This window comes from Nostoc sp. DedQUE08 (assembly GCF_034530895.1).
In the GTDB taxonomy this organism is placed as follows: Bacteria; Cyanobacteriota; Cyanobacteriia; order Cyanobacteriales; family Nostocaceae; genus Nostoc.
In genome coordinates, this window is sequence record NZ_JAVRCD010000015.1 from 67,598 (window position 1) to 91,748 (window position 24,151).

Consider the following 24,151-nt stretch of genomic DNA (forward strand, 5'->3'; position numbering starts at 1 on the left):
CATATCTTTGTATCTTCTTCAAGCTTTTGCTTCCACCCAGTTTAGCTGCCACAAACTTTTTTTGGCAAAACCTGTTGACAAAGGCAAGGAAATTGGTTAACTTATAAAAGGTCTGAGTCCGATGCCCCCATCGTCTAGAGGCCTAGGACACCTCCCTTTCACGGAGGTAACGGGGATTCGAATTCCCCTGGGGGTACTTAAAAAGAATAAAAAGCAAAAGCTTTTTTATTTGAAATTTAGCAATAAAAACCATCATTCAGGAATACATCTGAATGATGTTTTATTGTTGTTATGCATACGGTTCTTTGCTGGCTAGTTCTTCTACACGTTGGTGAATAGCCAAAAGATTTAACCGCAAATCTTTGCTCAGACGATTTTCAATAATTCCCACTGGCATAGTGAGTTTAGGCCAAACTTGAATTGTGTAGGACAGATTTGTTCCTAAAGACTCACCGAAAGAATAAGGCTCTAAGCACCAGCTACCAGAAAAGCCTTTAAAATCTCCCTCTACCATGCGGAAATTAATTGTTTTAGGGAAGCATTCTTCCAAATCTAGAACTACCCGCGCACAAAAGTTGAAATTCAGTAAGCGTTGGGAGCCTACTTGCTCCAGTCGAATTCCACCATCGGGATGCTCGATTAAACAACTCTTGGCCAGGTTGGGGAGGAAGTCTGGTAAGGCTTCATAATTTGTCAAAACCTTCCAGATTTGCTCCACTGGATGGGGAATTTGGACTTTAGCGCTGATTTGCCGCTGCCGCTCTGCTATTTTCTCAATTTGAACTTCTACCTGAGCAAGCAAATCCTCTTCTAGGTTAGTGTCATCAGTAGAAGACTGCAAATCAGGGTTCTCTGTTGTGTTCTGTTTTTTAGTCACTTTCAGAATTATGGTTTGCTTTCGTCAGAAAATTGGGGCAGAGTCAAGGTGAAGCAAATTTCGCTCTGTTCAGAATCCGATATTGGGAGACTTTCAACAGCGATCGCTCCATCTAAATGCTGCACTAAAGACTTGACTAAAGCAAGTCCCAAGCCAGTCCCTGGAGTCCAGCGACCTTTCCCACGGCGGAACTTATCAAAGATGTAGGTCGCTTCTTCTTCAGAGATGGCACGTCCTGTATTCGTCACCTTCATGATAACTTGATCGATTTGCTGATCGACTCGGTGAGACGCTTCAAGGCGAACTATTGTATCAGACTCTGAATATTTACAGGCATTAGTTAATAATTCTTGCAGGATACGGTCAAAACTCTCCAGTTCAGTTTGCAGTTTGAGCGATTCCTCCGGCAAATCTATAGAAATTTTTAATCCTTTTTCGCCAAGTTTTTTTTCAAAAGATGCTGCTATATCTTGAATTCTAGTATTTAAATCTATAGATTCTAATTGCGGGGCTTCGTGAGGCGACTCTAGCTTTTGGAGTGTCAACAAGTCATTAATCAAGTTGATTTCTTTTGAACATTCCTGCTCAAGAATATCTAGATATCTACCCTGACGCTCTGGCGCTATTCCTGGCAAACGCAAGTTTTTTATTGACATCAGCATATTTGTCAAAGGATAGCGTAGGCGATCGCTCATATTACTCAAAAATTCATCTTTGAGTTCATTAAGTTTCCGCAGCTGCTCGACATACTGCCGGGTTCTTTCATGCAATTTCGCTTGGAGTTCTATACTACTCTGGAGTTTCGCCGTCCGATCGTCTACCAAAGTTTGCACTTGACGCAATGTCTGTGACTGAATGATGGCGTTACTCATTTGAGCGCAAACCATTTCCACAAGATTTAATTCTTCTGGTTGCCAATTGCGAATCACAGCTTGCTGTAGCACCAAGAAGCCTAAAATTTTACCTTGACTTTCCAATGGCACTAAAAGTACCGCAGGCAATTTCTCTATCGCAAATAATGGAGCAGCTGTTAAGGTATCGTTTTGATCTGTATAGTCATCGAAGATTACTGGTTTTCCAGAATCCATGAAGGCACGCTGGCATAAACCACAGTCTGAAATCAAGAAAGACTCAGTTAAGGTGTCTAGTTTACTAGTGCTAGAATTTTGTGTTTCTCTAGCCCATTGGGCGATTACACTAGCTTTCGCTTTGGGGATTTGTTTTTTAGCTTGAGTCTTAAATAGTGGATCTGTATATTTTAGTAAGATGAGCAAACCCCGATCTGCCTGTAGAGATTCGGCTGTTGAGGCGATAACTAACTGAAGCATTTGATTTAGCTCCAAGTTGCTACGACTCAATATGGTTAATTGCTTGATCAAGCTTTGATGGTGCTTGCTTTTTTGCAGGGACTGCTCTTGATGAGTAATTTGTTGAGCTTGTGCCACTCCAGAAAAAGCGATCGCGCAAGCCGACTCCACTTCTTTGAGCAATTGTTTTTCTGATTCACTCCATTCATAAGGTTGGAATTTAATCAGATTAATCACTCCATTATTATTGCCACCAAACCGAGTCGGAATTGCCAAAACCGCTTTTATCGGTAGTGGTAAATATTGACACCCAACTACCAGACTATTTTGAATTATGGAAATGTCTTCAATAGTCAATGGTTGGGCAGCACATTGTAGCACTGGCGAGTGCATAAGCAACTGTTCCATCGAAAACATTTCTTCTGGGTGTGGCAACCCTAGATACTCATCAGCACACCAATTAGTCGTAGTTGTTTCGTCTGATGTCTCACCCGCCACAGAAACCAAGCAGCAGCAATCCACTTGAAAAGCAACTCCTAGCAATTGGGCAATCTCTTGCAGCATCAAAGCCGTAGCAGAGTTATTAGCAATGATTTGGTTAATCTTTTGTACCAACTCGCGGGCAGGTTCTTCCTGATGCTGCATCAGCTTGACTTGATAAGGTTGTAGTCGATCTATGTCATCTACGTAATGTGGCAGCGATGATAAAGGCTTTTTCATTTCTGGCACGCCCTCGGATAGTAACCCCATTGTTCTTGCACCCAACCTCTTGGCATATTCTTCACCGTTAGTTGTGTTGCTATACCCTGATAATTGACAAATTTTGTGTGAATACTTTCTCTCACCTGTTATAGCCCTTTTCTATATCAGATGGCCAAATTTCCACCACATCAAGCAAATTGCTACATTGGAACATAAGTAATAAAATACTCAAAATATCCTATAAATGCTTAAGTTAGCTTATTTTTAACTGCACTGTCTGGAAATAATTTACTAACTTTATCCTGTCTGTAAGTATACATAAACCGTAATTTCTCTGGAATTACAGCAAAATTCCCCTTTTAAGCGCGTAAAATTACGTAACTTGCTTTATAAAGCTTTATTACATTCCTTGAAAAAACTGGTAGGTTTAACAAGCTACTCCTCGATCTCCGTAACTCTCAGTAAAATATCAACAAAAGTAAAGGAGGCACGAGGAGCTTGTTCTTGCAGTGTAGGCTTCTCTTCTCTAAAAAAGGCTGCATCAACGAGACGCACTCGTGTTCAGACCCGATCTACACTGATAGCGTAACTATGGTAGCGAGTTCATAAGCGTCTTGTTCCCAACTTATGGCAGAAATTTGGAGTAGAGCTTAAATATAAATAAATTCTTGCTCGCTAGAGATTGCAGCTGTTCTGGCTAAATGGTGAATGCAGCCCAGTTATTAGTAAAAATAACTAGGCTGCATTCGTCTGAATATAAAAAACTACATCTATTTTCAGAACTATATTTTTTAAAGTAGTAACAGCATTTTGTACTCCCTGCTGGTAGGGCGGGCTAGATGCCCTCCCCACACCAGGTTTCAAAATAGACGAAGTTTATCCAGCCAAGCTCTCGACACTCAGAGGAACCATATCGCCATTCCTCGTTAGTCCTAACAACATCGGTTCTTGGGGTTGAATTAGTTGACCTGTAAGCACACAGCGTTCTTCTTGTTGAGCTGTGGCAGCTATGCTAGCTCGAATGTCGGATCGCGAAAATCGAGGCTTCCACTCACCTGATTTTTGCTGGACATAATTCCAAAGGATATCTCGGATCAGAGCTTGATATCCCTGATTCCCAGCTATTTCTTTGAGTTTATCTTTGAGTTCCCGTTCTAGGCGAATGCTGGTAACTTCCATATCGGTGGTTGGGGTGCGAGCGATCGTATGCATCAGTTTTTCTCCTTAAAGGTATAGACAGGATAGTAATACAAGTGTAGTATGTTTAAAGGAATGTTCAATAGGTGAAATTTTCTGTGAAATCAATCTACCCCATCTCTACTTCAATTTTGTGTGCCACCAATTGCCGAACCAATTGGGAATCAGCTGCTATGGAAGTGGAGTATTTATTTATGGGCGATAGTAGCCGAAATCATAGGCAAATCACAGAAGGTAATGATGATTATAAGTATGTAGCCATTAGTGCACTATTTGCAAAACCACAACTAAATCAAAAAAGCGGGGGGTACGGGCGAAGGAATCCTGTACCGATATGAGACCAGAAAATTTTCCGGTCAATTCTAACCCCCGCTTCACCGAAAACTTGAAGCGGGGGTTTTTTTATAAGGAGTTAAGCTGTGACGATATCTTCCATGCGCGGCGCGAACGCAATGCAAGTGTTAGAACAATCTGTGGTGGTGTTTTCTCAAAATTACTTGCCACTATGTCGGGTCAATATCAAGCGGGCAATTGTGCTGTTAGTAACCAACAAGGCGCAACCGCTGGGTTTTACCACAGAAAGCGGATGGCAAGTTCACTCACCCAGTTTGGTAATTGATGTGCCAAAACATATTCGCTTGACAATCACTTCTAATGAGCGGATGTGGAAAGTTCCGCCAGTGAATCGGCGAGAAGTATTGCGACGAGACCATCACAGTTGCCAATATTGTGGCAGCAGCAAACATCTAACACTAGATCATGTGATGCCACGTTCTAAAGGCGGTTCTCACACTTGGGATAACGTAGTCGCAGCTTGTGAAAGATGTAACTCCTGTAAAGGCGATCGCACCCTGTTTGAAGCTGGTATGCAACTGCGTACCAAACCAAAAGCGCCAATCCACCCCGCGATTTCTTTTGCTGAACAGTTTTGGATAGATATGCAAGCAAACCTGGAATAACAGGAGAGCATAAGGAATGCTGAAATTAACTTACACTGAAAGCAGTTTTGATTTGGAATGTGTCACTCTGTCGCTAGAAGAATGGGTAGCGCAACGAGTGATTTTAGCCCTGCGAGTTGGGCAAAGTTTGTGCATTGAACCCAGTACCGCTTCCTTTTTGCTTCCTGTTGATTTACCAGGAGTAGAAGTACTCAGGGCTGAGGTAAAAAGAGATGACAGAGAAATCATTGCCCTCTGTGCGTGCGATGCCGAATATATGGAAGTCACCCTGCGGGGTTCTTGGCTATCAGCTAGTTCTAAGGATTCTGTCGGTGTGTTTGTCACCACTATGAGCGATCGCGCTGAGTTCTTTTTGCACAAACTTTGGCAGGAAGCTCAATCTTGTGCTTCTGTCATGAGCGAATAAACCAAATAGTCGGGTGACTCAATTTTGGATTTTGGATTTTAGATTTTAGATTTGTTCTCACGTTGAAATTCGGGGGTAACTCTTGGAGACCTGCGAGAACAAACATTTTGGGATTTCGGATTACTCAATCCAAAATCCCAAATTTAAAATCTAAAATCAGGTGAGGAGAATTTCTCACCCTTTATTGCGTCATTTTTAGTAGTTCAGGAATTGTCACAAATCGGTAACCTTGCTGTTTGAGTCCGCTGATGATTTGTGGCAAAGCTTCTACAGTTCTTTGGCGATCGCCACCACCATCATGCATTAAAACAATAAAACCAGGTTTCGCGCCTTTGAGGACATTATTTACAAATGCCTGCGGTTTGGCATGAGGATCGGTATCAGCGGAAGTTAGCGACCACATAATTACAGTATCTTTCTGGCTTTTGGCGTAAGCAGCTAGTCCGTTATTTAAGAAGCCTCCAGGAGGACGAAACAGAGAAGTTTTGACTCCTGTAATTTTGTATATCAGATCCGCTGTGCGATCGATTTCACTTTTGGCTGTGGCTTCATCCATTCGCCGATACCAATGATGCCAAGTATGGTTGCCAATGGCGTGTCCCTCGGCTACTTCACGCTTGGCTAAGTCTGGATTTGCTTGTAAAGCTTGTCCTACCCAAAAGAATGTGGCTTTAACATCATTTTGCTTCAAGATATCCAGCATTTCTAGGGTTGTCTTTGGCCAGGGCCCATCATCAATGCTGAGAGCAATAACCTTTTCATTGTTGCTGGGTTGCACCTTATAAACAGTTTTTCCCTGAAATTTAGCTGGGACTGTAAAGGTAGGATTTTCTACTTTGGCTGATGGCGGTACCTGGGCATTAATTTGGCCCTTTGCTGGATCTTGAAGTGCAGTATGGATTTTGCTTACTGGCTGGTTCAACCCCAATTGTGGGGAAATAGTTGGAGCAATACTACAAGCTGTAATACTAGAGGCGATCGCGACAAAACTAATTATCTGTTGTCGCTTGAAGGAGTTGTTTGTCACGTCAGGCTTTCAAAAACTCAACCAAGCATAACTGTAGTTTTACTTTTCAGAGTGGTTAGTTAAGTTCAAACCTAAGCGTAGAAGCTTTTCTAGACAATTTTAAAAGTTTTTTCTAAAACCCCTTGACACCTCTTGTAGTATTTTGTAGTATATTTGTAGTGAGGCGAAAGACAAAGCTTCTCAAGAGTCAAAGTTATGTTCTACATCCAACTAAAGGACAGGCGTTGGAATAAACCAAAGTCCTCAGTCAATAAAGCTGTTTCTACTTGCAAACCATCGGCAGTAGAAGCAAGAAACGAAAAAAGTTCTAAGTTTGCACTCATCAAAACCACTGAATACATCCGTAATACACAACAGGCTTGCTACCTAGAATTTCGGTTGTTTTCCTAACAGTTAAAAGTCAATTATCTGAACCTTGAAAACTAAATAAGAAATGGGCAAGTTCACCAATAAAATCTGTGCCTAAAAACCTCAAAGTTTAAGCACAGATTCTCAAAAATCGGGGTGTAGCTCAACAGGCTAGAGCGTTCCGTTGTCTGCGGAAATGTTGCGGGTTCAAATCCCGTCACCCTGGTTGTAGTCCCGTAGGCGAATAGTTTAAGCCGTCAGTTTCTCAAGCTGAAGATTGCGAGTGCGAATCTCGTCGGGACTCCCAAATGGCTGAGTAGCCAAGTGGTCGAAGGCATCGGTCTGCAAAACCGACATCGTGAGTTCAAATCTCACCTCAGCCTTTGGTGCCGCAGTGTAGCTTAACGTAAAGCCCCCGGCTCATAACCGGGTCGATGCGGGTTCAAGTCCCGCCACTGCTACCAAATGCAGGGATGGTGTAACGGTAACACCTCGTGACTCCAAATCCGATGTTCTAGGTTCAAATCCTAGTCCCTGCGTCAGAGAATTTTAGATTTTGGATTATAGATTTTGGATTAAATTTTTTAATCTAAAATTCAAAATTTAAAATCTAAAATTCTCTCAATTCTGCCCTCGTGGACAAATGGTTAAGTCAGTGTTCTTTCAAAGCACAGATGCGAGTTCAATTCTCGTCGAGGGAATGATTATGGGTCGGTGGCCGAGTCTGGTTGAAGGCGACAGTCTGTAAAACTGTTCTTTTTTGCGCGCAGGTTCAAATCCTGCTCGACCCACTATGGAGAGGTGGCTGAGTGGCTCAAAGCGTCCTCCTGCTAAGAGGAAACGGGTAGTTAATATCCGTCGCAGGTTCAAATCCTGTTCTCTCCGTTTTGAGAGTGTGGTGTAACTGGATAACATCTCAGTCTACGAAACTGAAGACGTGAGGGTTCAAATCCCTCCACTCTCGTTACATGGGAGAGATGATGGAGTGGCTGATTCGAGTTGAATTAAACCAGTCCATTGGGTAAAACCTATCTCTCCTTCTTATTTCTTATCCCCTGGTAGCTCAGTTTGGTAGTTAGCGCCTGTCTGAAGAACAGGAGGTCGTCGGTTCGATTCCGACCTGGGGGGCTTCGTTGCCTCATAGCTCAATGGCAGAGCAAGCGGCTGTTAACCGCGCGGTTGTAGGTTCGAGTCCTACTGAGGCAGCCATTCATTGCCGGGTGGACGAATTGGTAAGTCGCATCGCTCTGAACGATGAGGTTGCAGGTTCAAACCCTGCCCTGGCAATAAAGCCCTGTGGTGTAATTGGCAACATAGCGCCCTTTGAAGGCGAAGATTCCAGGTTCGAGTCCTGGTGGGGCTGCCAAACTTGCTCTTGTAGCCCAACTGGAAGAGGCTGCCGTCTCAAAAACGGTATGTTGTGGGTTCGATTCCCACCAAGAGTACCAAAATTTGCTCCTGTAGCCCAATTGGAAGAGGTGACAGACTTAAAATCTGTTTGGTTGTGGGTTCGACTCCCACCAGGAGTACCAACGGGATGTAATTCAGTGGCCAGAAGCCATGCTTTGGGAGCATGGAGTCGCAGGTTCAAATCCTGCCATCCCGATATGCCTCTGTGACGGAACTGGCATACGTGCTGGAATCAGAGTCCAGATTTTGCAGGTTCAAATCCAGTCAGGGGTATTGGTGAATATGCGGGGATAGAGCAACGGTGGCTCGTCAGGCTCATAACCTGAACATCGGCAGGTTCAACTCCTGCCCCCGTCACCAAAACAGTGCTGGTGTAGCTCAATTGGTAGAGCAACTGACTTGTAATCAGTAGGTTGCAGGTTCAATTCCTGTTACCAGCTTGATGCGGGTGTGATGTAACGGCAGCATGAGACGTTTCCACCGTCTTCGTGCGAGTACCCTGCGGGAAGCAAGCTACAAATCTCGCCGTCCGCTCGAACTTGCGGGTGTGATGTAATCGGTAGCATCTGAGTGCGCCATACTCAGCGCGTGGGTTCAAGTCCCTCCACTCGCTTGCGTAGTCCTGTAGCTTCAACGGTAGAGCAAGTGCCTTACAAGCAAGAGGTTGCAGGTTCAAATCCTGCCAGGACTACCAAATCTTGGGAGTGTAGCTCAATGGAATAGAGCTTCGAGCTTCTACCTCGAAAGTTGTGGGTTCAAGTCCTACCACTCCCGCTTGAAAATGTCTTTAATTTTGAATTTTGAATTTTGAATTTTGAATTTTTATGGGGTCATAGCTCAAATGGCTAGAGCACCTGCCTTGCAAGCAGGAGGTTATGGGTTCAATTCCCATTGATTCCACTGATGGTGTCTGAAGCCAAAGTGGTCGAGGCGCTGGTTTGTGGAACCAGTCAAAGCGGGTTCAAGCCCCGTCAGACACCCTTGAATGGAAGATGCCGCTGAATGGACGGCAACTGGTCTTGAAAACCAGGGTATGGGCAACTGTAGGGGTTCGATTCCTCCATCTTCCTCTTTTTCCACCTGGAGCCGAAAAGCGAGGCGCTGTGCTGATAACACAGAAATAGGAGGGGCAGTACCTCCCTGGTGGATTTATATCTAATGTTGGTATTACAAATCGCACTTGCTCATTTCTTTTTCAAATTAACTAGGGTGGTTGGCATACCGGCTGTGCAGCGGGCTTTTAACCCGCAGAAATAGGTTCGACCCCTATACCACCCACTAAACAATTAAAAATTTAAAATTTAAAATTCAAAATTAAGAAATGCAATCTTTAGTTAGCCTTTTGGCAATCGCTAACATGCAACTTGAATGTACTTGGGTTATGAATAGCAACTAGCGATCGCTAGTTGAGCATGTTGCAATAAGACATCTTTATCCAAAGTATGTACGGGATATTGCGGTGTTACTGCCAGTAGTTTCTCAATTCTTTCTCTGGCTGCTTCTACGACTGCTTCATCTAAGCTACCGTTACTGAGCGAATCAGCAAAATCTTCAGCAATCCGATAAGTTCTTTCAAGAGATGATGAATTAATATTACGCGACACAATAAACAGATCGCAGCCTGCATTAAATGACCGCGCCACAGTACCAGCTTTCATAAACATATCTGAGATCGCTTTCATATCCAAATCATCAGATACAACTACTCCCTCAAAGCCAAGTTCCTCTCTAAGTATGGTTTTGAGGATAGTCTGAGAAAGCGTTCCTGGGACATCAGGATCTATTTTGGGAAATAAGATATGGACAGTCATAATCAAAGGAATCTGTACTTCGATTAAAGCTCTGAAGGGTATAAGTTCTCGTAGTCGCAGGTCTTCTAGAGTTAAATTCAGTATTGGTAGCTCAATGTGAGAGTCCTTGCTGGTGTCTCCATGTCCGGGAAAGTGTTTGGCGCATCCTAAAATTCCTGAATCTCGAAGTCCAAGGTAATAGTCACGGGCACCTTGAGTAGCAGTTTCGGGAGTGTTACCAAAGGCGCGAGGCCCAATCACGGGGTTGTCGGGATGGGAAAAAATATCTGCTACAGGTGCCCAAGATAAATTTATTCCCAGTGATTTTAGTTCTACTGCTGTGGCTTTTGCTACTTCATAAGCGTGCGATCGCAGCAAAAAAGCGTGAGGAAAGCGGGTAATTGGCGATGGTGTACGAATTACACGACCTCCTTCATGATCGAGAGTGAGGAACATGGAATCACGTTCAGTATATTCTCGTATCTGGTTATTCAAATCTTTGAAGCTTTCCAGCCAAACCTGATATGGGGTGCCATCCAAAAAGTTCTTAGCAAAAAAGATCGCCCCAATCGGTTTTAATTCATTGAGTGCGCGTTTATCGTCATCGCTTAATGTAGTGCCGGAAATACCTAAAATTAAGTGATGTCCAAAGCGCCTTAGCTCCTGCGATACAGCCATAATCTTTTACCTGTTCAACCTAGAGAACATAAACATTTATCCTACACCCTTATAGAGAGAGGAAAGTTTTCTTTAAGTAATGCCCCTGATATTTCCTAATAGCAAATACACAAATTAGCCAAGAAATCAACTACTTGAGGACAACTTTTAAAATTAGCTATTTTCAGTCAAAGGAAATACTTTTGTTTCCCGAAATCACTTGCATGTAAATATAGATAAAGTGCACGCCGCAAAGCTATTGCCAACAATGGTATTGGCAATTTGTTTGGACAGGTGCGCATAGGTAAAATTCCCTTTGGCAAAAGTTTTTTGGGGAAGCGATCGCACAATAACTGCCAAATGTAACGGATTGCAACGTATAATGAAAACGATAAAACGGTTAAGAAATATTGAAGAGCAGTAGGGTTACATGCGAGTAGCGATCGCGGGAGCGGGACTAGCAGGACTTTCCTGCGCGAAATATCTTACAGACGCAGGTCACACACCCATTGTCTTGGAACGTCGAGACGTTCTAGGCGGTAAAGTGGCCGCGTGGAAAGATGCTGATGGAGACTGGTACGAAACAGGTCTGCACATCTTTTTTGGCGCATATCCGAATATGTTGCAGTTATTCAAAGAACTGGACATTGAAGATCGATTGCAGTGGAAAGAACACACAATGATCTTCAACCAGCCAGATGCACCAGGTACTTACAGCCGCTTTGATTTCCCAGATTTGCCAGCACCAATTAATGGTATAGTGGCGATTCTGCGAAACAACGACATGCTGACATGGCCAGAAAAAATCCGCTTTGGCATCGGATTATTGCCGGCCATGATTCAGGGGCAAAAGTACGTTGAAGAAATGGACAAATATTCCTGGACAGATTGGCTGCGTAAACACAACATACCAGAACGGGTCAATAAAGAAGTTTTTATTGCTATGGCCAAGTCGCTGAACTTCATCGGGCCAGATGAAATTTCGGCAACCATTCTTTTAACTGCCCTCAATCGTTTCCTCCAAGAAAAAAAAGGCTCGAAAATGGCCTTTCTGGATGGTTCGCCAACAGAACGATTGTGTCAGCCTCTAGTGGATTACATCACCGAACGCGGTGGAGAAGTCCGTTTGAATGCCCCTTTAAAAGAGATTTTGCTAAACGCCGATGGTAGCGTCAAAGGTTACTTGATGCGGGGGTTGAATGGAGAGGAAGATGAAGTTTTCACGGCGGATTTGTATGTATCTGCCATGCCGGTTGACCCTCTGAAGGTGATTTTGCCAGCACCTTGGAAAGAAATGGAGTTTTTCCAAAAGCTAGACGGGTTGGAAGGCGTACCTGTGATTAACGTGCATTTGTGGTTCGATCGTAAACTTACGCAAATTGATCACTTGCTATTCTCGCGATCGCCCCTCCTAAGCGTTTATGCTGATATGAGCAATACCTGCCGTGAATACGCCAACCCCGAACGCTCGATGCTGGAATTAGTTCTAGCCCCGGCAAAAGATTGGATTGCCAAATCCGATGAGGAGATTGTGGCTGCAACTATTGCCGAGTTAGAAAAACTCTTCCCCGACCACTTTGGGGGAGACAATCCAGCAACATTGCTGAAATCTCATGTGGTGAAAACGCCCCGTTCAGTTTACAAAGCGACCCCTGGTCGTCAACAGTACCGTCCCTCGCAAACAACCCCCATTAGTAACTTCTATCTTAGCGGGGATTACACCATGCAACGCTACTTAGCCAGTATGGAAGGTGCCGTACTTTCTGGTAAGCTGACAGCGCAGGCGATTTCTGAGGCCCTCCCGGTAGCAAATTCCTCAAACCTGCAAACGCTCACCCGACCGCCCGCAACGAATGCTGCAACTGCCTGATTCCCCGCCGCGCATGAAAACGCTGGTCTCTGTAGACGAGTCATACAAACTTTGTCGGCATCTCACAGCAAAGTATGCCAAGACTTTTTACCTGGGTACTTTGCTTATGAGTCCGGTAAAACGTCAATCTATTTGGTCAATTTACGCTTGGTGTCGCCGTACAGATGAATTGGTGGATGGCCCCGCATCTGCTATTACCACGCCAGAAACCCTAGACCTATGGGAACAGCAGCTGGAATCGATTTTTGCGGGGCGTCCATTAGAAAATTACGATGTAGCTTTAGTTGATACCCTCCAGCGCTTTCCGATGGACATTCAGCCATTTCGGGATATGATTGCCGGTCAGCGCATGGACTTATATCGCAGTCGTTATGAAACCTTTGAGGATTTATACCTCTACTGTTACCGCGTTGCTGGCACTGTTGGCTTAATGTCAACATCAGTTATGGGTGTGGATAACACCATATATGCAGCACCGTGGCAACAGAACAAACAACCTTATATTCCCATAGAAGAAGCGATCGCTCTCGGAATTGCCAATCAACTCACCAACATCTTGCGGGATGTGGGAGAAGATGCCAAACGCGGACGGATTTACATTCCCCTAGAAGACTTGGCAAAATTCAACTATACCGAGCAAGACTTCTTCAAAGGTGTGGTAGATGAGCGTTGGCGGGCATTGATGCGCTTTCAAATTGACCGCGCCCGTCAATTTTACACCACATCCGACCAGGGAATTACTTATTTAGCATCCGATGCCCGTTGGCCTGTATGGGCAGCATCAATGCTGTACGGTCAAATTTTGGAGGCGATTGAAGGCAACGATTACGATGTATTCAGTCAGCGGGCTTTCGTTCCCCAGTGGAAAAAGTTACGCACCTTGCCCATAGCTTGGATGCGATCGCAAGTCCTTTAAAAAATTAGTCATTTGTCCCTAGTCTTTAGTCATCAGTGTTTTATAGATAACCAACGACGAATGACCAATGACAAATGACTATTGACTCTTAAGAGCAAGTCTGGTAACATTGATATTCGTGAGTCAGGAGAGGTGGCTGAGTGGTCGAAAGCGGCAGATTGCTAATCTGTTGTACGGCAGGCAACTCCGTACCGAGGGTTCGAATCCCTCCCTCTCCGTTTTTCAGCTTTTGATACACAGAGTATATTCTGTCTAAAAAGGAAATACTAATATCGGCGTAAATATTTCTACTCCTAAAGATAGATGATATGATCTATCTTTTGGAATCTTGATAAGATCCAGCTAAGTTACAAATCTAGTTTGGATTTTATTTTTAGGCTCCTAAGTGTTTTGAGGAGTGAAAGTAATTTATGAGAAAAATTAGTGCCGCCTTAAGTTTAAGTATAGCTACCCTTGCGGCTGGGTTTCTACTTGGGGCTTGTGGTGATAACAGTAACCCCAACGGCACAGCTAACAACGGAAGTACCGCAACTCCAGCGGCAAACTCAACTACTACAAGCAGTGCTAAAGGACTAAAAATTGGTTCCCTGTTACCGACGACAGGCGACTTGGCTTCTGTAGGACAGCAAATGTTAGGTTCTATACCTTTACTGGTCGATACGGTCAACGCTTGCGGTGGGGTAAATGGCGAACCTGTTACTTTAGTGCAAGTAGATGACCAAACCGACCCGAAAGCTGGAGCTGCCGGTATGACCAAACTAGCAACTTTAGATAAAGTTGCAGGTGTCGTTGGCTCCTTTGCCAGTAGCGTTTCTAGTGCAGCAGTCTCCATTGCCACACCGAATAAAGTCATGCTGGTTTCTCCTGGTAGTACCAGTACCGTGTTTACCGAAAAGGCACAAAAAGGCGACTATAAAGGCTTTTGGGCACGTACAGCTCCCCCCGATACCTACCAAGCACTAGCCTTAGCCCAACTTGCTAACAAAAAAGGTTTCAAGCGAGTTTCTACAGTCGTGATTAATAACGATTATGGCGTAGGGTTTGAAAAAGCATTCGTGCAAACTTTTGAAAAATTGGGTGGAACTATCGTTAATAAAGATAAGCCTGTCCGCTACGATCCAAAAGCCCAGACATTTGATACAGAAGCGGCTGCTGCTTTTGCTGGGAAGCCAGATGCAGTCCTAGCTGTAATGTATGCGGAAACTGGTAGTCTGTTCTTGAAAGCCGCCTATCAGCAAGGTGTGGCGAAGGGAGTACAGATTCTGCTGACAGATGGGGTAAAATCACCTACTTTTCCCGAACAAGTTGGCAAGGGCGATGATGGTAAATATATTTTAACTGGAGCGATCGGTACAGTACCGGGTTCCGATGGTAAAGCACTAGAAGCTTTCAACAAACTGTGGAAGGATAAAAAAGGTGGTGCGCCAGGGGAATACGCTCCTCAAGCTTGGGATGCAGCTGCTTTATTAACATTGGCGGCGCAAGCTGCTAAGGAAAATACAGGCGTTGGTATAGCCAGCAAAATTCGGGAAGTTGCTGATGGCCCTGGCACAGAAGTTACTGATGTCTGCAAGGGACTAAAGTTACTTAAAGATGGTAAAAAGATTAACTACCAAGGAGCTAGCGGCAATGTAGATGTTGATGCTAACGGCGATGTCGTTGGTGTATACGATGTTTGGACAGTAGGAGACGATGGCACAATTAAGGTGATTGACAAAGTTACCCCTAAGTAGAAGTTAGGAGTCAAGAGTCAAGAGTGAAGAGTTATGAGTTATGAATTAAGAATTAGGAGTTAGGAGTGAAGAGTTATGAGTTATAAGTGAAACATTACGAACTCTTAACTTCTAACTCATAACTCCTAACTCTTAACTTTTAAAGCCCACTGAAGTTGTAACCAACTCCTAATAACAAGCCCACATCAGTTTGATCGAAGAATCCGGCATTGATAGCAGCTGTTGCCGTAAATTGAGAAGTTAGAGGCACATCTATCCCACCAGACACCAAAAAGGCAAATTGCGAATCATCACCAGTTTTATAAGCTGCACCTACTCCGACGTAAGGTGCGATCGCTAATGGTTCGCTAAAAGCATCTGCTGGTTTAAAGGTAAAATCGTAGGTGATCGGAAGTAGAACTGTGGTGTTATCCCCAAATATGGCTGAGGGTCGTATTGATATAGAATTTGTCAGTCCGATTTTACTAACTACCGCAAAGTTACCGTCGCCCAAAGACGTGTCACCACCACTCAAACCAATGTTAGCAGCGACGCCCAGATAGCTACTACCACCACTGGTAGTTCTACCTAAATCAATATCTGATTGCGCCACTTTGGTAGCAGATGGTTGAGCAGGAGTTTGAGAAGTCGGTTGTACAGGTTCAGAGGTTAGCGTTGCAGATGAGGTCGCCACTGTGCCTGGAACAGGTGTAGGTGTTAAACTAGCGTTTTTGTGTATCGCAGCGTTAGGCGATTGCTCTACCTTAGTTAAATTTGTGACTGTAAAAGTTTCAGTTGTTTCTGTAGAGAGGTTTTGGCTAAACTCGTTGGGAGACGCTACGGTTGCGGAAGGTTCAGTTAATGGTCGATCGCTCAATTTGTCTACTGTCTGGGCACTTGCAGATAAGCCGCTACTGAGAAATGTAAGAGCAGCTATACTTGGCAACCAAAAAACACCTTTACGAAGAAAAATAGTATTCACGTTCACTCCTAAAACAATGTCACCACGAAAAATAAAGGTTTTTGTTGATTTCAGTCAACAAATTCCGGCAATACTCAAAATTTAACACCAAAAAATCGGTTTTACATCCTGAATTTCCTTGATTTCTCTAGTTAATATTTACTAGCAAAAAATTAAATTCTATAGTAATCCTGAATCACTCGCGAGAAACAAGATACCCAACAACTTTTACAAAATTGGGGATTTGTGGGTTGCAATTTTCACAAATTAAATAGAATTGATATATTTATTTGAAATATCCTGAATTTGATAGATGACAAATAGTCTTTTTGCTTAAAATCAAGATAGTGTTTATTAAGGAGGCAATGCCTACAGCGGGCTGCGCCAACGCGATTGTCATCTATATCCATAAACGAAAGAAGTTTGTTAACATAACTGCCTTGCCATTAAAGGTAGCTAGATTGTGAAGTGATATTACAAAGCTTGCAAAAATATTTAGAAATTGCCTACAAGGCAAACATAGTTCTAACGTAGAACCTATTAGGAGAGACTTGAGGCAAATGTGATGAGCGAAAATAATATTCAAAAGTACCGGTTTGTCTGTACCCTGACTTTCGGTGATATCTACGGTCAAATAATTGTTTGGTTGATTACAATTACCCTAAGTTTGGCATCAGCCTTGGCGTTAATGGGTGCCAAGCGACCCGTGTACGCTTTAGCAACAGCGGGTCTCGTTGTTCTGCTATCGCTACCTTTCTTGTTGTTCGCGTTTGTCACTACCTTGTTAAATCATATTGAAGTCAGTCCTGTAGGGCCAGGAACTAAAATGGAACCCATACCAGGTAATGTCTCTCAGCAACAACCTGTACAAGCAACTAGTTAAAGAGTTAGGAGTTATGAGTAGAGACGCGATTAATCGCGTCTGTACAGGAGTTATGAGCCACTCTATCTGTGCCATAACTCTTTGTTTTTAACTTTTCACTCCTAATTTCAAAATTTGTTACAACCTCCCTGTATAGAAGCAGGGAATTTTTTTGTAGAGATGCTACTGTTACAACCCACTAGCTGATTAATCACATCTCTACAATAGAACAGCAGTGGTTTGCAATCAGGGGGCTAATTATGCTGGAACACGATGTGATTATTGTCGGGGGCGGATTGGCAGGATGTCGCGCTGCTGTAGAAATTGCCCGCACTGACCCTAGTTTAAATATTGCTGTGGTTGCCAAAACCCACCCAATTCGTTCTCACTCGGTGGCGGCTCAAGGTGGTATGGCTGCATCGCTGAAAAATGTTGATTCCGAAGATAGTTGGGAAGCACACGCCTTTGATACTGTCAAGGGTTCTGATTACTTGGCAGACCAAGACGCTGTAGCGATTCTCGCCCAAGAAGCGCCGGATGTGGTGATTGACTTGGAACATCTCGGCGTTTTGTTCTCTCGCTTACCCGATGGGCGCATTGCCCAAAGGGCTTTTGGCGGACATTCTCACAACCGCACTTGTTACGCTGCTGACAAAACCGGTCATGCGATTTTGCACGAATTGGTTAACAATTTGCGGCGTTATGGGGTGCAAGTTTATGAAGAGTGGTACGTGATGCGTCTCATTTTGGAAGAAAATGAGGCTAAGGGTGTGGTCATGTTCCATCTTTTGGATGGACATATAGAGGTGGTGCGGGCTAAGGCGGTGATGTTTGCCACCGGGGGCTATGGTCGCGTTTATAACACTACGTCCAATGATTACGCTTCTTCGGGTGATGGTTTGGCAATGACTGCGATCGCAGGTTTGCCCCTCGAAGATATGGAATTTGTGCAGTTTCATCCCACTGGTTTATATCCTGTAGGGGTACTGATTTCGGAAGCGGTACGGGGAGAAGGGGCGTATCTGATTAACAGTGAAGGCGATCGCTTTATGGCGAATTATGCTCCTAGTCGCATGGAACTAGCTCCTCGTGATATTACCTCACGAGCGATCGCTTACGAAATTCGCGCCGGACGTGGTATTCATCTCAATGGCAGTGCTGGTGGCCCCTTTGTCTATCTGGATCTGCGCCATCTGGGCAAAGAAAAAATTATGAGTCGCGTTCCCTTTTGTTGGGAAGAAGCCCATCGTTTAGTAGGTGTTGACGCAGTAACTCAACCGATGCCAGTCCGCCCGACAATTCACTATTGTATGGGTGGTATCCCAGTTAATACCGATGGTCAAGTTCGCAGTAGTGGTGATGGTTTAGTTGATGCTTTCTTTGCTGCGGGTGAAACATCTTGTGTTTCCGTACATGGTGCAAATCGTTTGGGGAGTAATTCACTGCTGGAGTGTGTAGTTTATGGTAAGAGAACTGGAGCTGCGATCGCCAAATTTGTGCAAAAACGGAAGTTACCTTCTGTAGATGAGCAACGGTATCTAACAGAAGCCCAGCAACAAATTCAAGCTTTGCTAGAACAACCAGGACAGTACCGCATTAACCAAGTCCGTGAAGCTTTTCAGGATTGTATGACTGATTATTGCGGTGTTTTCCGCACTGAGGCATTAATGACTGAAGGTTTGCAGAAATTAGAAGAAATACAACAAAAATACCCGCAAATTTATTTAGATGACAAAGGTAGTTGCTGGAATACGGAACTCGTGGAAGCTTTGGAATTGAGAAGTTTGATGGTAGTAGGACAGACTATTTTGGCATCAGCTTTAAATCGCCAAGAAAGTCGTGGCGCTCATTTCCGCGAAGATTATTCCCAGCGAGATGATACTAACTTTCTCAAACACACAATGGCTTACTATTCACCAGCCGGAATTGATATTCAATATCGACCGGTAGCGATTAATATGTTTGAGCCAAAAGAGCGGAAGTATTAGCCAAAGGTAAATTTATATGAGAAATCGAGGTGATTACAAAAATTTTGTTCACCTCGATTAAAAATATGAAATTATTAAGTTATCAATCAGAACCTAATTGTTTCTGAATTACAGCAATTATTTTTTCTTCCCAAGCCGGATCGTTTAATTGTATTGCAGCATCACGATGACGAGATTTTCGTCTATCCATGTAAGCATAAAAGGCTTCCTTATCATCCTTGTGGGTGATAAAGTAACTTTTTAGCTCTTGGTCGCTCATTGCTGCATAGTTTACCTTATTCATGGTTCTGTACTACCATCTGGTGTAATTTCTAGCTCTATTTCTTCATTTTGCCCAGCTAATATAAAGCCCAAAAGATAGCGAATTAACAGAGAAAATCTTTTGGGTGTAGAGTTAGCTACAGAAACTACACTCAAGCATCTAAGATATTATTGATCCGAAAAAAACTAATTATACGATTACATTTGCTAAATCCCAGATTCAGCAAGTGCGAAGATATTTTCTGTATGGCATAAAATTCTTACTATAAAAACAAGATTTTTATTTAAAATATGAGCAATTCACAAACTTGGTACATTGTCAAGCGTTCTGCTGGAAACTGTGAAATTATCTCCAGCGACCAAGTTGGCGGCGATAATTTAGAAATTATAGAACAATGGGGGCCTTTTAGTTCGCAAGAAGAAGCGATCGCCCGACGTGTCGGACTCATTAGGGCTGGGAAGTGCCAACCAGTTTAAGTTAGTAGTTAGAAGTTGATAGTGACGGTCTTTATTCCTAACTCCTCACTATTCACTCCTAACTTTATTCCTAACTCTTCATTTTTCTGCTGTAGATGTGCCCTGAACAGCAATTTTTTTACCTATCACTTCCACCGCTTTAGCGAATTGAGGGTCTGCAAGAGTCGCGAGTTTGTCACGTTCATGCAGCCACAAATCCTCCATCTGCTTTTTGCTCAAATCCACTTTCACATCTGGCGAAATGCCTTTGTGATTGATATCCGTACCATTGGGGGTATAGTAATGAGCAATTGTCACCGCTAATCCTGAACCATCTTCCAGGGGACGCACTGATTGCACTAGTCCCTTACCAAAGGTTTGAGTACCGACCAAAGTAGCACGCTTATTATCTTGCAAAGCCCCTGAGAGGATTTCACTGGCACTAGCGGAACCTTTATCTACCAGCACCACCAACGGTTTATTTGTCAAGGCTTTTCCGTTTGCCTCTTCCTTTTCTGCCTCTCCTTGGCGTTCAACAGTGGAGACAATCTTACCTTTATCTATCCACATCCGAGCAATATCGACACTGGAGAAGAGTAAGCCGCCTGGATTACCACGCAGATCGAGAATATATCCAGCTACCTTTTTGCTTTCTAAATTTTTGATAGCGGTTTGCATTTCTTTACCAGCATTGGCACTGAACTGGTTCAAACGGATGTAACCAAGATTGCCTGCTGGAGTTTTCTTTTCAGAAAACTTAACTGGATGGATTTCAATTCGCGCCCGTGTAATATCAAATTGTTTTATCTGCTTGTCGCGTTGAATAGTCAAGTTGACTTTCGATCCTGCTTCACCTCTAATCAAGGATACTGCCTGGTTAGTATCCATCCCCTTGGTATCTTTGCCGTCAATTTTGAGGATGATATCTTTTGCCAAAACACCAGCTTTAAAGGCTGGTGTATCTTCGATTGGCGCAATTACAACCAATTGCTTGGTTTTTTCATCCTGACTAATGGTGATCCCAATCCCTGTCAATTCTCCAGAGGTATCCACCTGCATATTCTTGAATTCCTCTGGACTCATAAACCGGGTGTATGGGTCATCTAGCTTTTTCAGCATTTCCCGAATGGACTTATATGCATCCTGCGGATTACTGTAGGACTTGCTCAAGTATTCCTTACGAACAGCTTGCCAATCTACCTGATTAAAAGTACCGTCGACATATTGGCGCTGAACAATTTGCCAAACTTCATCTACTAATTCTTTAGGACTTGCTTTAAATAAAGCCTGACCTCGCGAATGAATGCCAAGGCTAGTAACAGCGATCGTGGAGAGTGTAACTGCCGTAGCACCCAAAACAAGCCTATTTTTTGTAATCACCATAATGACAGCTGCGTCAGAGGGAAAATAATATAGTCAGTATGCTCAATCTAACACAGGCTACCACTGTACAGACCGAGTATGTATCCTTAATTTAAACAAAATACTTGACAATCCGGCGACCTTGATGGTTAAAAGATACAAAGTTTTTGGGGATTGGGTATGGGGCATTGGGCATTGGGCATTGGGCATTGAGAAGAGACAAGGTAGACAAGGAAGAAGGGGAAGATAAGGAGAGACTTGTTCAATAATTCCCTGTTGTCCCCCCTTGCCTCCCCTGCTCCCCTGCTCCCTTTAAGGTTCTACCCAGCGTTCATCTGCCTTAATGAGGTTAATTAATTCCTCTACACCTTTATCTTCTGGGACTTTTTTAATTTCTTCTCGACCACGATACAAAGAAATATAACCAGGTGTTTTGCCAACATACCCATAGTCGGCATCTGCCATTTCTCCGGGGCCATTGACAATACAACCCATCACTGCAATATCTAGTCCAGTTAAGTGTTTAGTGGCTTCCCGGACTTTGTGCAGTACTTCCTCTAGATTAAACAAAGTGCGCCCACAGGAAGGACAAGCGACGTACTCCACCATCGTTTTTCGCAATCCCAAAGCTTGGAGAATGCTGTAACAGACGGGAATTTCTTTTTCCGGTGCTTCTGTTAGTGAGACACGAATTGTATCGCCAATGCCATCAGCAAGTAAGGTAGCAATACCAGCCGTAGATTTAATTCGCCCGTATTCGCCATCACCGGCTTCCGTAACGCCTAAATGTAACGGGTAATCCATACCCAGTTCATCCATGCGCTTGGCTATCAGGCGATAGGCGGCTACCATCACCGGGACTCGTGAGGCTTTCATGGAAACTACCAAGTTGCGGAAATCCAAAGATTCACAAATGCGGATGAATTCTATGGCAGATTCCACCATTCCTTCGGGGGTGTCACCGTAAGTAAATAGCATTCTTTCAGCCAGAGAACCGTGATTTACCCCAATTCGCATCGATTTTCCTTGATCGCGCAAAGAAACTACTAGAGGTTCTAAGGTTTCGCGGATTTTATCGCCAATTTCGTCAAATTCGCTTTTAGTATACTCAGTGCGATTAATGTTTGGCTTTTCAAACACATACAAGCCTGGATTAATCCGTACTTTCTCTATGTGCTTGGCAACTTCCACGGCGATTTTCAGCCCATTGTGATGGACATCAGCCACAATGGGTACGTCTTGGTAAGTTTTTATTAATTTTTGTTTAATTTCCCCTAAAGCTTTAGCATGAGCCATACTCGGCACTGTGACGCGGACAATTTCGCAGCCTATTTCGTGCAGACGACGAATACCAGCCACGGAACCATCAATATCAAGGGTGTCTTCGTTAATCATTGACTGTACTACAACGGGGTAGCCACCGCCAATGGTGACATTTCCCACCTTTACGGGACGGGTTTTGCGCCGCTTGATAGTTGTATCAAAGGTAGGTTGGCTGGATGTAGTATTTGAAGTATCTACTATGGGCAGAGTTTGCATAACCTGATTAGGTAAATTTGCTGTGGTTAAAATATCAGATTTGATAAATCTCTGTTTCCCAGATTGCCACAGGTGGTGGCTCTTTGGGCGATTAGGTAGAAAAAAAGGAAAATAAGACAGGCAAAGAAATAAAGAGCAATTCAAAGGTTTTGCTCATTTATTAAAGATATATTGCTGAAAAATTCTTTTAACTGAGTAGCTTGAGTGCGATCGCTTTAACCTGACTAAGTTGCGTTGCTCCTAAATTTACAGACACCAGATACTATCCGCTTTGACTATACCTCCATATTCATGGGAGAAAACATATTGACCAGATTCTAAACCAGTGGCATATTCCTCTAGCCAGTTCTGAAAACTTGAAGCGACGAGTTTTCTCTTGGCGTCATCGTGCCACATCTGAATAATTTGTCCAATTTTGCCACCTTTAGCAGGAGCTAAGTCTAGACAATCGTGATTGCCAGCACCGTCATAGGTTAGTGGTATCCATAACGGACTCCACCAATCTGTACAAATTCCTATTCCTGGTTCTGGCTGACTTTCAGAATCATCGAAATTACCTCCATCTAGAAGTTCCTTCCAAACTTGCCATTCATCTTGAATGCGTTCAAGAGATAGAAATTCTCGTCCATTAATCAGCCCATAATCGTAAGCTAATTGTCCATTATGGATACGGTAAGAACTCTTGACATCATCAGGAAACTGTATCAGCAGAGCATCTTCTACTGCCTCGATCTGACTCTCTGATGCTCCAGGGTTCAATGTATCAAGAACTTGTGGAGTATTAGCTTTGAGCCAGAATTCTATTCTTGTCCAAATTTCCTGCATACCTGTAGCTGCCTCGAATATAAATATTTTCCCTTATGGTTGGTTTACAGATGAGTGGTTAAATCAACGGTTGGTGATGTTGCGAAGCTTGGATGACAGCGATCGCTAAATTTATTTAGTAATACAAATATACTATTAAGTAAAGAGGATGAGGAGCGATCGCTCCTACTAGCAGCTAAATTAGACTTATCATCAAATTCTTTGACGCCCATGCTAGAAAAAACATCTACATTCCAGAAAGCCATAGAAGCCGTAGAAGCATTAGATCCAGAAGCTCAGGCTATTCTTGTAGATATTATCCAAAAACGCCTCAAACAACAGCGGCGGGATGACTTATTAAAGGCGGTTGCAGAAGCTCGTGAAGCCTATGCTAAAGGGGAAGTACGTAGTGGAACTGTTGCTGATTTAATGGCGGAGTTAGATGATTGATGCAACTGCTATGGAGTGCAAGATTTATTCGAGATTTTAAGCGTTTAGCCCGTCGAAATCCAGAATTACGCTCTGTAGTTGAGCAAAGATTACAGCAACTTGCCGAAGATCCGTTTTACGCTGGTTTGCGTACTCATAAACTTAAAGGGGATTTATTGGGTACATGGGCTTGTTCGATAGACTACAATAATCGGATTCTATTTGAGTTTGTTCCTCATCCCGATTCTGGGGAATTAGTAATTTCTTTGTTGACCTTAGGTTCTCATGATGATGTTTACTAAGGTAACGCT

Annotated in this window: 23 protein-coding genes and 28 tRNA genes; 38 read left to right on the top strand and 13 right to left on the bottom strand. The window is 43.4% G+C overall.

Annotation, left to right across the window (positions count from 1 at the left end; genetic code table 11):
• Positions 1-123: 123 nt before the first annotated feature.
• A tRNA-Glu gene (locus RMY64_RS12515) sits at positions 124-196 on the top strand.
• Positions 197-289: 93 nt separating this feature from the next.
• Here the strand turns inward: RMY64_RS12515 and RMY64_RS12520 are convergent.
• The 3 genes from RMY64_RS12520 to RMY64_RS12530 all read right to left on the bottom strand — a co-directional run bounded on the left by RMY64_RS12520 (position 290) and on the right by RMY64_RS12530 (position 4,098).
• Entirely contained in the window at positions 290-877 is a 588-nt protein-coding gene (locus RMY64_RS12520; RefSeq protein ID WP_322671785.1) for an SRPBCC family protein, read from the bottom strand.
• Between the two features lie 8 nt (positions 878-885).
• On the bottom strand, positions 886-2,934 hold the full coding sequence (locus RMY64_RS12525; protein ID WP_322700208.1) for a GAF domain-containing sensor histidine kinase: 2,049 nt from the start codon (positions 2,932-2,934) through the stop codon (positions 886-888).
• A gap of 828 nt (positions 2,935-3,762) precedes the next feature.
• Positions 3,763-4,098 (bottom strand): hypothetical protein, encoded by a 336-nt coding sequence (locus RMY64_RS12530; protein ID WP_094347436.1) that lies wholly within the window; start codon positions 4,096-4,098, stop codon positions 3,763-3,765.
• Positions 4,099-4,535: 437 nt separating this feature from the next.
• Between RMY64_RS12530 and RMY64_RS12535 the strand changes: the two genes are divergently transcribed.
• Positions 4,536-5,042, top strand: coding sequence for an HNH endonuclease (locus RMY64_RS12535; RefSeq protein WP_292785521.1), 507 nt, complete (start codon positions 4,536-4,538; stop codon positions 5,040-5,042).
• Positions 5,043-5,058: 16 nt separating this feature from the next.
• Positions 5,059-5,448 (top strand): alr0857 family protein, encoded by a 390-nt coding sequence (locus RMY64_RS12540; protein ID WP_322671782.1) that lies wholly within the window; start codon positions 5,059-5,061, stop codon positions 5,446-5,448.
• Positions 5,449-5,629: 181 nt separating this feature from the next.
• Here RMY64_RS12540 and RMY64_RS12545 read toward each other — a convergent pair whose 3' ends face one another.
• On the bottom strand, positions 5,630-6,475 hold the full coding sequence (locus RMY64_RS12545) for a polysaccharide deacetylase family protein (protein ID WP_322671781.1): 846 nt from the start codon (positions 6,473-6,475) through the stop codon (positions 5,630-5,632).
• Between the two features lie 200 nt (positions 6,476-6,675).
• Positions 6,676-6,798, bottom strand: a complete 123-nt coding sequence (locus tag RMY64_RS12550; RefSeq protein WP_322660210.1) for a hypothetical protein — start codon at positions 6,796-6,798, stop codon at positions 6,676-6,678.
• Positions 6,799-6,975: 177 nt separating this feature from the next.
• On the opposite strand from RMY64_RS12550, the gene RMY64_RS12555 reads away from it, so the two are divergent.
• From RMY64_RS12555 to RMY64_RS12680, 26 genes are all read left to right on the top strand, one after another.
• Positions 6,976-7,049, top strand: a tRNA-Asp gene (locus RMY64_RS12555).
• A gap of 4 nt (positions 7,050-7,053) precedes the next feature.
• Positions 7,054-7,130: transfer RNA gene (locus tag RMY64_RS12560), tRNA-Glu, on the top strand.
• A gap of 3 nt (positions 7,131-7,133) precedes the next feature.
• Positions 7,134-7,206: transfer RNA gene (locus RMY64_RS12565), tRNA-Cys, on the top strand.
• Between the two features lie 7 nt (positions 7,207-7,213).
• Positions 7,214-7,287 (top strand) — tRNA-Ile (locus RMY64_RS12570).
• A gap of 3 nt (positions 7,288-7,290) precedes the next feature.
• Positions 7,291-7,362, top strand: a tRNA-Trp gene (locus RMY64_RS12575).
• Positions 7,363-7,453: 91 nt separating this feature from the next.
• Positions 7,454-7,524, top strand: a tRNA-Glu gene (locus tag RMY64_RS12580).
• Positions 7,525-7,531: 7 nt separating this feature from the next.
• Positions 7,532-7,614: transfer RNA gene (locus tag RMY64_RS12585), tRNA-Tyr, on the top strand.
• 4 nt (positions 7,615-7,618) lie between these two features.
• A tRNA-Ser gene (locus RMY64_RS12590) sits at positions 7,619-7,708 on the top strand.
• A gap of 4 nt (positions 7,709-7,712) precedes the next feature.
• Positions 7,713-7,787 (top strand) — tRNA-Arg (locus RMY64_RS12595).
• A gap of 88 nt (positions 7,788-7,875) precedes the next feature.
• Positions 7,876-7,951 (top strand) — tRNA-Phe (locus tag RMY64_RS12600).
• A 6-nt stretch (positions 7,952-7,957) separates the two neighbouring features.
• Positions 7,958-8,032: transfer RNA gene (locus RMY64_RS12605), tRNA-Asn, on the top strand.
• A gap of 5 nt (positions 8,033-8,037) precedes the next feature.
• Positions 8,038-8,110, top strand: a tRNA-Gln gene (locus tag RMY64_RS12610).
• A 3-nt stretch (positions 8,111-8,113) separates the two neighbouring features.
• Positions 8,114-8,189, top strand: a tRNA-Gln gene (locus RMY64_RS12615).
• Positions 8,190-8,194: 5 nt separating this feature from the next.
• Positions 8,195-8,271: transfer RNA gene (locus RMY64_RS12620), tRNA-Leu, on the top strand.
• Positions 8,272-8,277: 6 nt separating this feature from the next.
• Positions 8,278-8,355, top strand: a tRNA-Leu gene (locus tag RMY64_RS12625).
• Position 8,356: 1 nt separating this feature from the next.
• A tRNA-Pro gene (locus tag RMY64_RS12630) sits at positions 8,357-8,429 on the top strand.
• 3 nt (positions 8,430-8,432) lie between these two features.
• Positions 8,433-8,506: transfer RNA gene (locus RMY64_RS12635), tRNA-Leu, on the top strand.
• 10 nt (positions 8,507-8,516) lie between these two features.
• Positions 8,517-8,593 (top strand) — tRNA-Met (locus RMY64_RS12640).
• 7 nt (positions 8,594-8,600) lie between these two features.
• Positions 8,601-8,673 (top strand) — tRNA-Thr (locus RMY64_RS12645).
• Positions 8,674-8,774: 101 nt separating this feature from the next.
• Positions 8,775-8,846, top strand: a tRNA-Gly gene (locus tag RMY64_RS12650).
• Between the two features lie 5 nt (positions 8,847-8,851).
• Positions 8,852-8,927, top strand: a tRNA-Val gene (locus RMY64_RS12655).
• Positions 8,928-8,933: 6 nt separating this feature from the next.
• Positions 8,934-9,007, top strand: a tRNA-Arg gene (locus RMY64_RS12660).
• Between the two features lie 52 nt (positions 9,008-9,059).
• Positions 9,060-9,133: transfer RNA gene (locus RMY64_RS12665), tRNA-Ala, on the top strand.
• 6 nt (positions 9,134-9,139) lie between these two features.
• Positions 9,140-9,213 (top strand) — tRNA-His (locus tag RMY64_RS12670).
• Between the two features lie 7 nt (positions 9,214-9,220).
• A tRNA-OTHER gene (locus tag RMY64_RS12675) sits at positions 9,221-9,303 on the top strand.
• A gap of 137 nt (positions 9,304-9,440) precedes the next feature.
• Positions 9,441-9,511 (top strand) — tRNA-Lys (locus tag RMY64_RS12680).
• A gap of 101 nt (positions 9,512-9,612) precedes the next feature.
• Here RMY64_RS12680 and RMY64_RS12685 read toward each other — a convergent pair.
• Positions 9,613-10,701, bottom strand: a complete 1,089-nt coding sequence (locus tag RMY64_RS12685; protein WP_322700209.1) for a glycoside hydrolase family 3 protein — start codon at positions 10,699-10,701, stop codon at positions 9,613-9,615.
• A gap of 409 nt (positions 10,702-11,110) precedes the next feature.
• Between RMY64_RS12685 and pds the strand changes: the two genes are divergently transcribed.
• The 4 genes from pds to RMY64_RS12705 all read left to right on the top strand — a co-directional run bounded on the left by pds (position 11,111) and on the right by RMY64_RS12705 (position 15,199).
• Positions 11,111-12,550: a 15-cis-phytoene desaturase gene (gene pds, locus RMY64_RS12690; protein ID WP_322700210.1), complete on the top strand. Its 1,440-nt coding sequence runs from the start codon at positions 11,111-11,113 to the stop codon at positions 12,548-12,550.
• Complete coding sequence (gene crtB, locus RMY64_RS12695) at positions 12,534-13,466, top strand: 15-cis-phytoene synthase CrtB (protein WP_322671778.1); 933 nt, start codon at positions 12,534-12,536, stop codon at positions 13,464-13,466. The genes pds and crtB overlap by 17 nt, the downstream gene beginning before the upstream one ends.
• A gap of 126 nt (positions 13,467-13,592) precedes the next feature.
• Positions 13,593-13,684, top strand: a tRNA-Ser gene (locus RMY64_RS12700).
• 192 nt (positions 13,685-13,876) lie between these two features.
• Complete coding sequence (locus tag RMY64_RS12705; protein ID WP_322700211.1) at positions 13,877-15,199, top strand: ABC transporter substrate-binding protein; 1,323 nt, start codon at positions 13,877-13,879, stop codon at positions 15,197-15,199.
• A 139-nt stretch (positions 15,200-15,338) separates the two neighbouring features.
• On the opposite strand, the gene RMY64_RS12710 is transcribed toward RMY64_RS12705, so the two are convergent.
• On the bottom strand, positions 15,339-16,160 hold the full coding sequence (locus RMY64_RS12710; RefSeq protein WP_322700212.1) for a hypothetical protein: 822 nt from the start codon (positions 16,158-16,160) through the stop codon (positions 15,339-15,341).
• A 544-nt stretch (positions 16,161-16,704) separates the two neighbouring features.
• Between RMY64_RS12710 and RMY64_RS12715 the strand changes: the two genes are divergently transcribed.
• A complete protein-coding gene (locus RMY64_RS12715) occupies positions 16,705-17,022 on the top strand; it encodes a hypothetical protein (protein WP_099102821.1) in 318 nt (105 codons plus the stop codon).
• 239 nt (positions 17,023-17,261) lie between these two features.
• Positions 17,262-18,989, top strand: coding sequence for a succinate dehydrogenase/fumarate reductase flavoprotein subunit (locus RMY64_RS12720; RefSeq protein WP_322700213.1), 1,728 nt, complete (start codon positions 17,262-17,264; stop codon positions 18,987-18,989).
• 82 nt (positions 18,990-19,071) lie between these two features.
• On the opposite strand, the gene RMY64_RS12725 is transcribed toward RMY64_RS12720, so the two are convergent.
• Both RMY64_RS12725 and RMY64_RS12730 read right to left on the bottom strand, forming a co-directional pair.
• On the bottom strand, positions 19,072-19,272 hold the full coding sequence (locus RMY64_RS12725) for a DUF6887 family protein (protein ID WP_322689459.1): 201 nt from the start codon (positions 19,270-19,272) through the stop codon (positions 19,072-19,074).
• The gene (locus RMY64_RS12730) at positions 19,269-19,406 is read right to left on the bottom strand and encodes a hypothetical protein (RefSeq protein WP_322700214.1); all 138 of its coding nucleotides are present in this window, start codon (positions 19,404-19,406) and stop codon (positions 19,269-19,271) included. The genes RMY64_RS12725 and RMY64_RS12730 overlap by 4 nt, the downstream gene beginning before the upstream one ends.
• Positions 19,407-19,541: 135 nt before the next feature.
• On the opposite strand from RMY64_RS12730, the gene RMY64_RS12735 reads away from it, so the two are divergent.
• Entirely contained in the window at positions 19,542-19,727 is a 186-nt protein-coding gene (locus RMY64_RS12735) for a DDE transposase family protein (RefSeq protein WP_322700215.1), read from the top strand.
• A gap of 78 nt (positions 19,728-19,805) precedes the next feature.
• On the opposite strand, the gene ctpC is transcribed toward RMY64_RS12735, so the two are convergent.
• The 4 genes from ctpC to RMY64_RS12755 form a co-directional block, all read right to left on the bottom strand.
• Entirely contained in the window at positions 19,806-21,089 is a 1,284-nt protein-coding gene (ctpC, locus tag RMY64_RS12740) for a carboxyl-terminal processing protease CtpC (protein ID WP_322700216.1), read from the bottom strand.
• Positions 21,090-21,380: 291 nt separating this feature from the next.
• Positions 21,381-22,607, bottom strand: coding sequence for a (E)-4-hydroxy-3-methylbut-2-enyl-diphosphate synthase (ispG, locus tag RMY64_RS12745; protein ID WP_322671770.1), 1,227 nt, complete (start codon positions 22,605-22,607; stop codon positions 21,381-21,383).
• A gap of 246 nt (positions 22,608-22,853) precedes the next feature.
• Positions 22,854-23,432: an SMI1/KNR4 family protein gene (locus tag RMY64_RS12750; RefSeq protein ID WP_322671769.1), complete on the bottom strand. Its 579-nt coding sequence runs from the start codon at positions 23,430-23,432 to the stop codon at positions 22,854-22,856.
• 44 nt (positions 23,433-23,476) lie between these two features.
• The gene (locus RMY64_RS12755; RefSeq protein ID WP_322671768.1) at positions 23,477-23,644 is read right to left on the bottom strand and encodes a hypothetical protein; all 168 of its coding nucleotides are present in this window, start codon (positions 23,642-23,644) and stop codon (positions 23,477-23,479) included.
• Between RMY64_RS12755 and RMY64_RS12760 the strand changes: the two genes are divergently transcribed.
• Both RMY64_RS12760 and RMY64_RS12765 read left to right on the top strand, forming a co-directional pair.
• Positions 23,643-23,861, top strand: a complete 219-nt coding sequence (locus RMY64_RS12760; RefSeq protein ID WP_190955524.1) for a hypothetical protein — start codon at positions 23,643-23,645, stop codon at positions 23,859-23,861. The two genes, RMY64_RS12755 and RMY64_RS12760, sit on opposite strands and share 2 nt — an antisense overlap.
• Positions 23,861-24,142 carry a type II toxin-antitoxin system mRNA interferase toxin, RelE/StbE family gene (locus tag RMY64_RS12765; RefSeq protein ID WP_322671767.1) on the top strand — a complete coding sequence of 94 codons (282 nt, stop codon included), beginning with the start codon at positions 23,861-23,863 and terminating at the stop codon, positions 24,140-24,142. Before RMY64_RS12760 ends, RMY64_RS12765 begins: the two co-directional genes overlap by 1 nt.
• Positions 24,143-24,151: the final 9 nt, after the last annotated feature.

Excerpts from the sequence above, each read along its gene's own strand:
- RMY64_RS12525 (WP_322700208.1), bottom strand. The coding sequence starts at position 2,934 with ATGGGGTTACTATCCGAGGGCGTGCCAGAAATGAAAAAGCCTTTATCA.
- RMY64_RS12530 (WP_094347436.1), bottom strand. The coding sequence starts at position 4,098 with ATGCATACGATCGCTCGCACCCCAACCACCGATATGGAAGTTACCAGC.
- RMY64_RS12535 (WP_292785521.1), top strand. The coding sequence starts at position 4,536 with ATGCAAGTGTTAGAACAATCTGTGGTGGTGTTTTCTCAAAATTACTTG.
- RMY64_RS12540 (WP_322671782.1), top strand. The coding sequence starts at position 5,059 with ATGCTGAAATTAACTTACACTGAAAGCAGTTTTGATTTGGAATGTGTC.
- RMY64_RS12550 (WP_322660210.1), bottom strand. The coding sequence starts at position 6,798 with ATGAGTGCAAACTTAGAACTTTTTTCGTTTCTTGCTTCTACTGCCGAT.
- RMY64_RS12685 (WP_322700209.1), bottom strand. The coding sequence starts at position 10,701 with ATGGCTGTATCGCAGGAGCTAAGGCGCTTTGGACATCACTTAATTTTA.
- pds (WP_322700210.1), top strand. The coding sequence starts at position 11,111 with ATGCGAGTAGCGATCGCGGGAGCGGGACTAGCAGGACTTTCCTGCGCG.
- crtB (WP_322671778.1), top strand. The coding sequence starts at position 12,534 with ATGCTGCAACTGCCTGATTCCCCGCCGCGCATGAAAACGCTGGTCTCT.
- RMY64_RS12705 (WP_322700211.1), top strand. The coding sequence starts at position 13,877 with ATGAGAAAAATTAGTGCCGCCTTAAGTTTAAGTATAGCTACCCTTGCG.
- RMY64_RS12715 (WP_099102821.1), top strand. The coding sequence starts at position 16,705 with ATGAGCGAAAATAATATTCAAAAGTACCGGTTTGTCTGTACCCTGACT.
- RMY64_RS12720 (WP_322700213.1), top strand. The coding sequence starts at position 17,262 with ATGCTGGAACACGATGTGATTATTGTCGGGGGCGGATTGGCAGGATGT.
- RMY64_RS12725 (WP_322689459.1), bottom strand. The coding sequence starts at position 19,272 with ATGAATAAGGTAAACTATGCAGCAATGAGCGACCAAGAGCTAAAAAGT.
- RMY64_RS12735 (WP_322700215.1), top strand. The coding sequence starts at position 19,542 with ATGAGCAATTCACAAACTTGGTACATTGTCAAGCGTTCTGCTGGAAAC.
- ctpC (WP_322700216.1), bottom strand. The coding sequence starts at position 21,089 with ATGGTGATTACAAAAAATAGGCTTGTTTTGGGTGCTACGGCAGTTACA.
- ispG (WP_322671770.1), bottom strand. The coding sequence starts at position 22,607 with ATGCAAACTCTGCCCATAGTAGATACTTCAAATACTACATCCAGCCAA.
- RMY64_RS12750 (WP_322671769.1), bottom strand. The coding sequence starts at position 23,432 with ATGCAGGAAATTTGGACAAGAATAGAATTCTGGCTCAAAGCTAATACT.
- RMY64_RS12760 (WP_190955524.1), top strand. The coding sequence starts at position 23,643 with ATGCTAGAAAAAACATCTACATTCCAGAAAGCCATAGAAGCCGTAGAA.
- RMY64_RS12755 (WP_322671768.1), bottom strand. The coding sequence starts at position 23,644 with ATGGGCGTCAAAGAATTTGATGATAAGTCTAATTTAGCTGCTAGTAGG.
- RMY64_RS12765 (WP_322671767.1), top strand. The coding sequence starts at position 23,861 with ATGCAACTGCTATGGAGTGCAAGATTTATTCGAGATTTTAAGCGTTTA.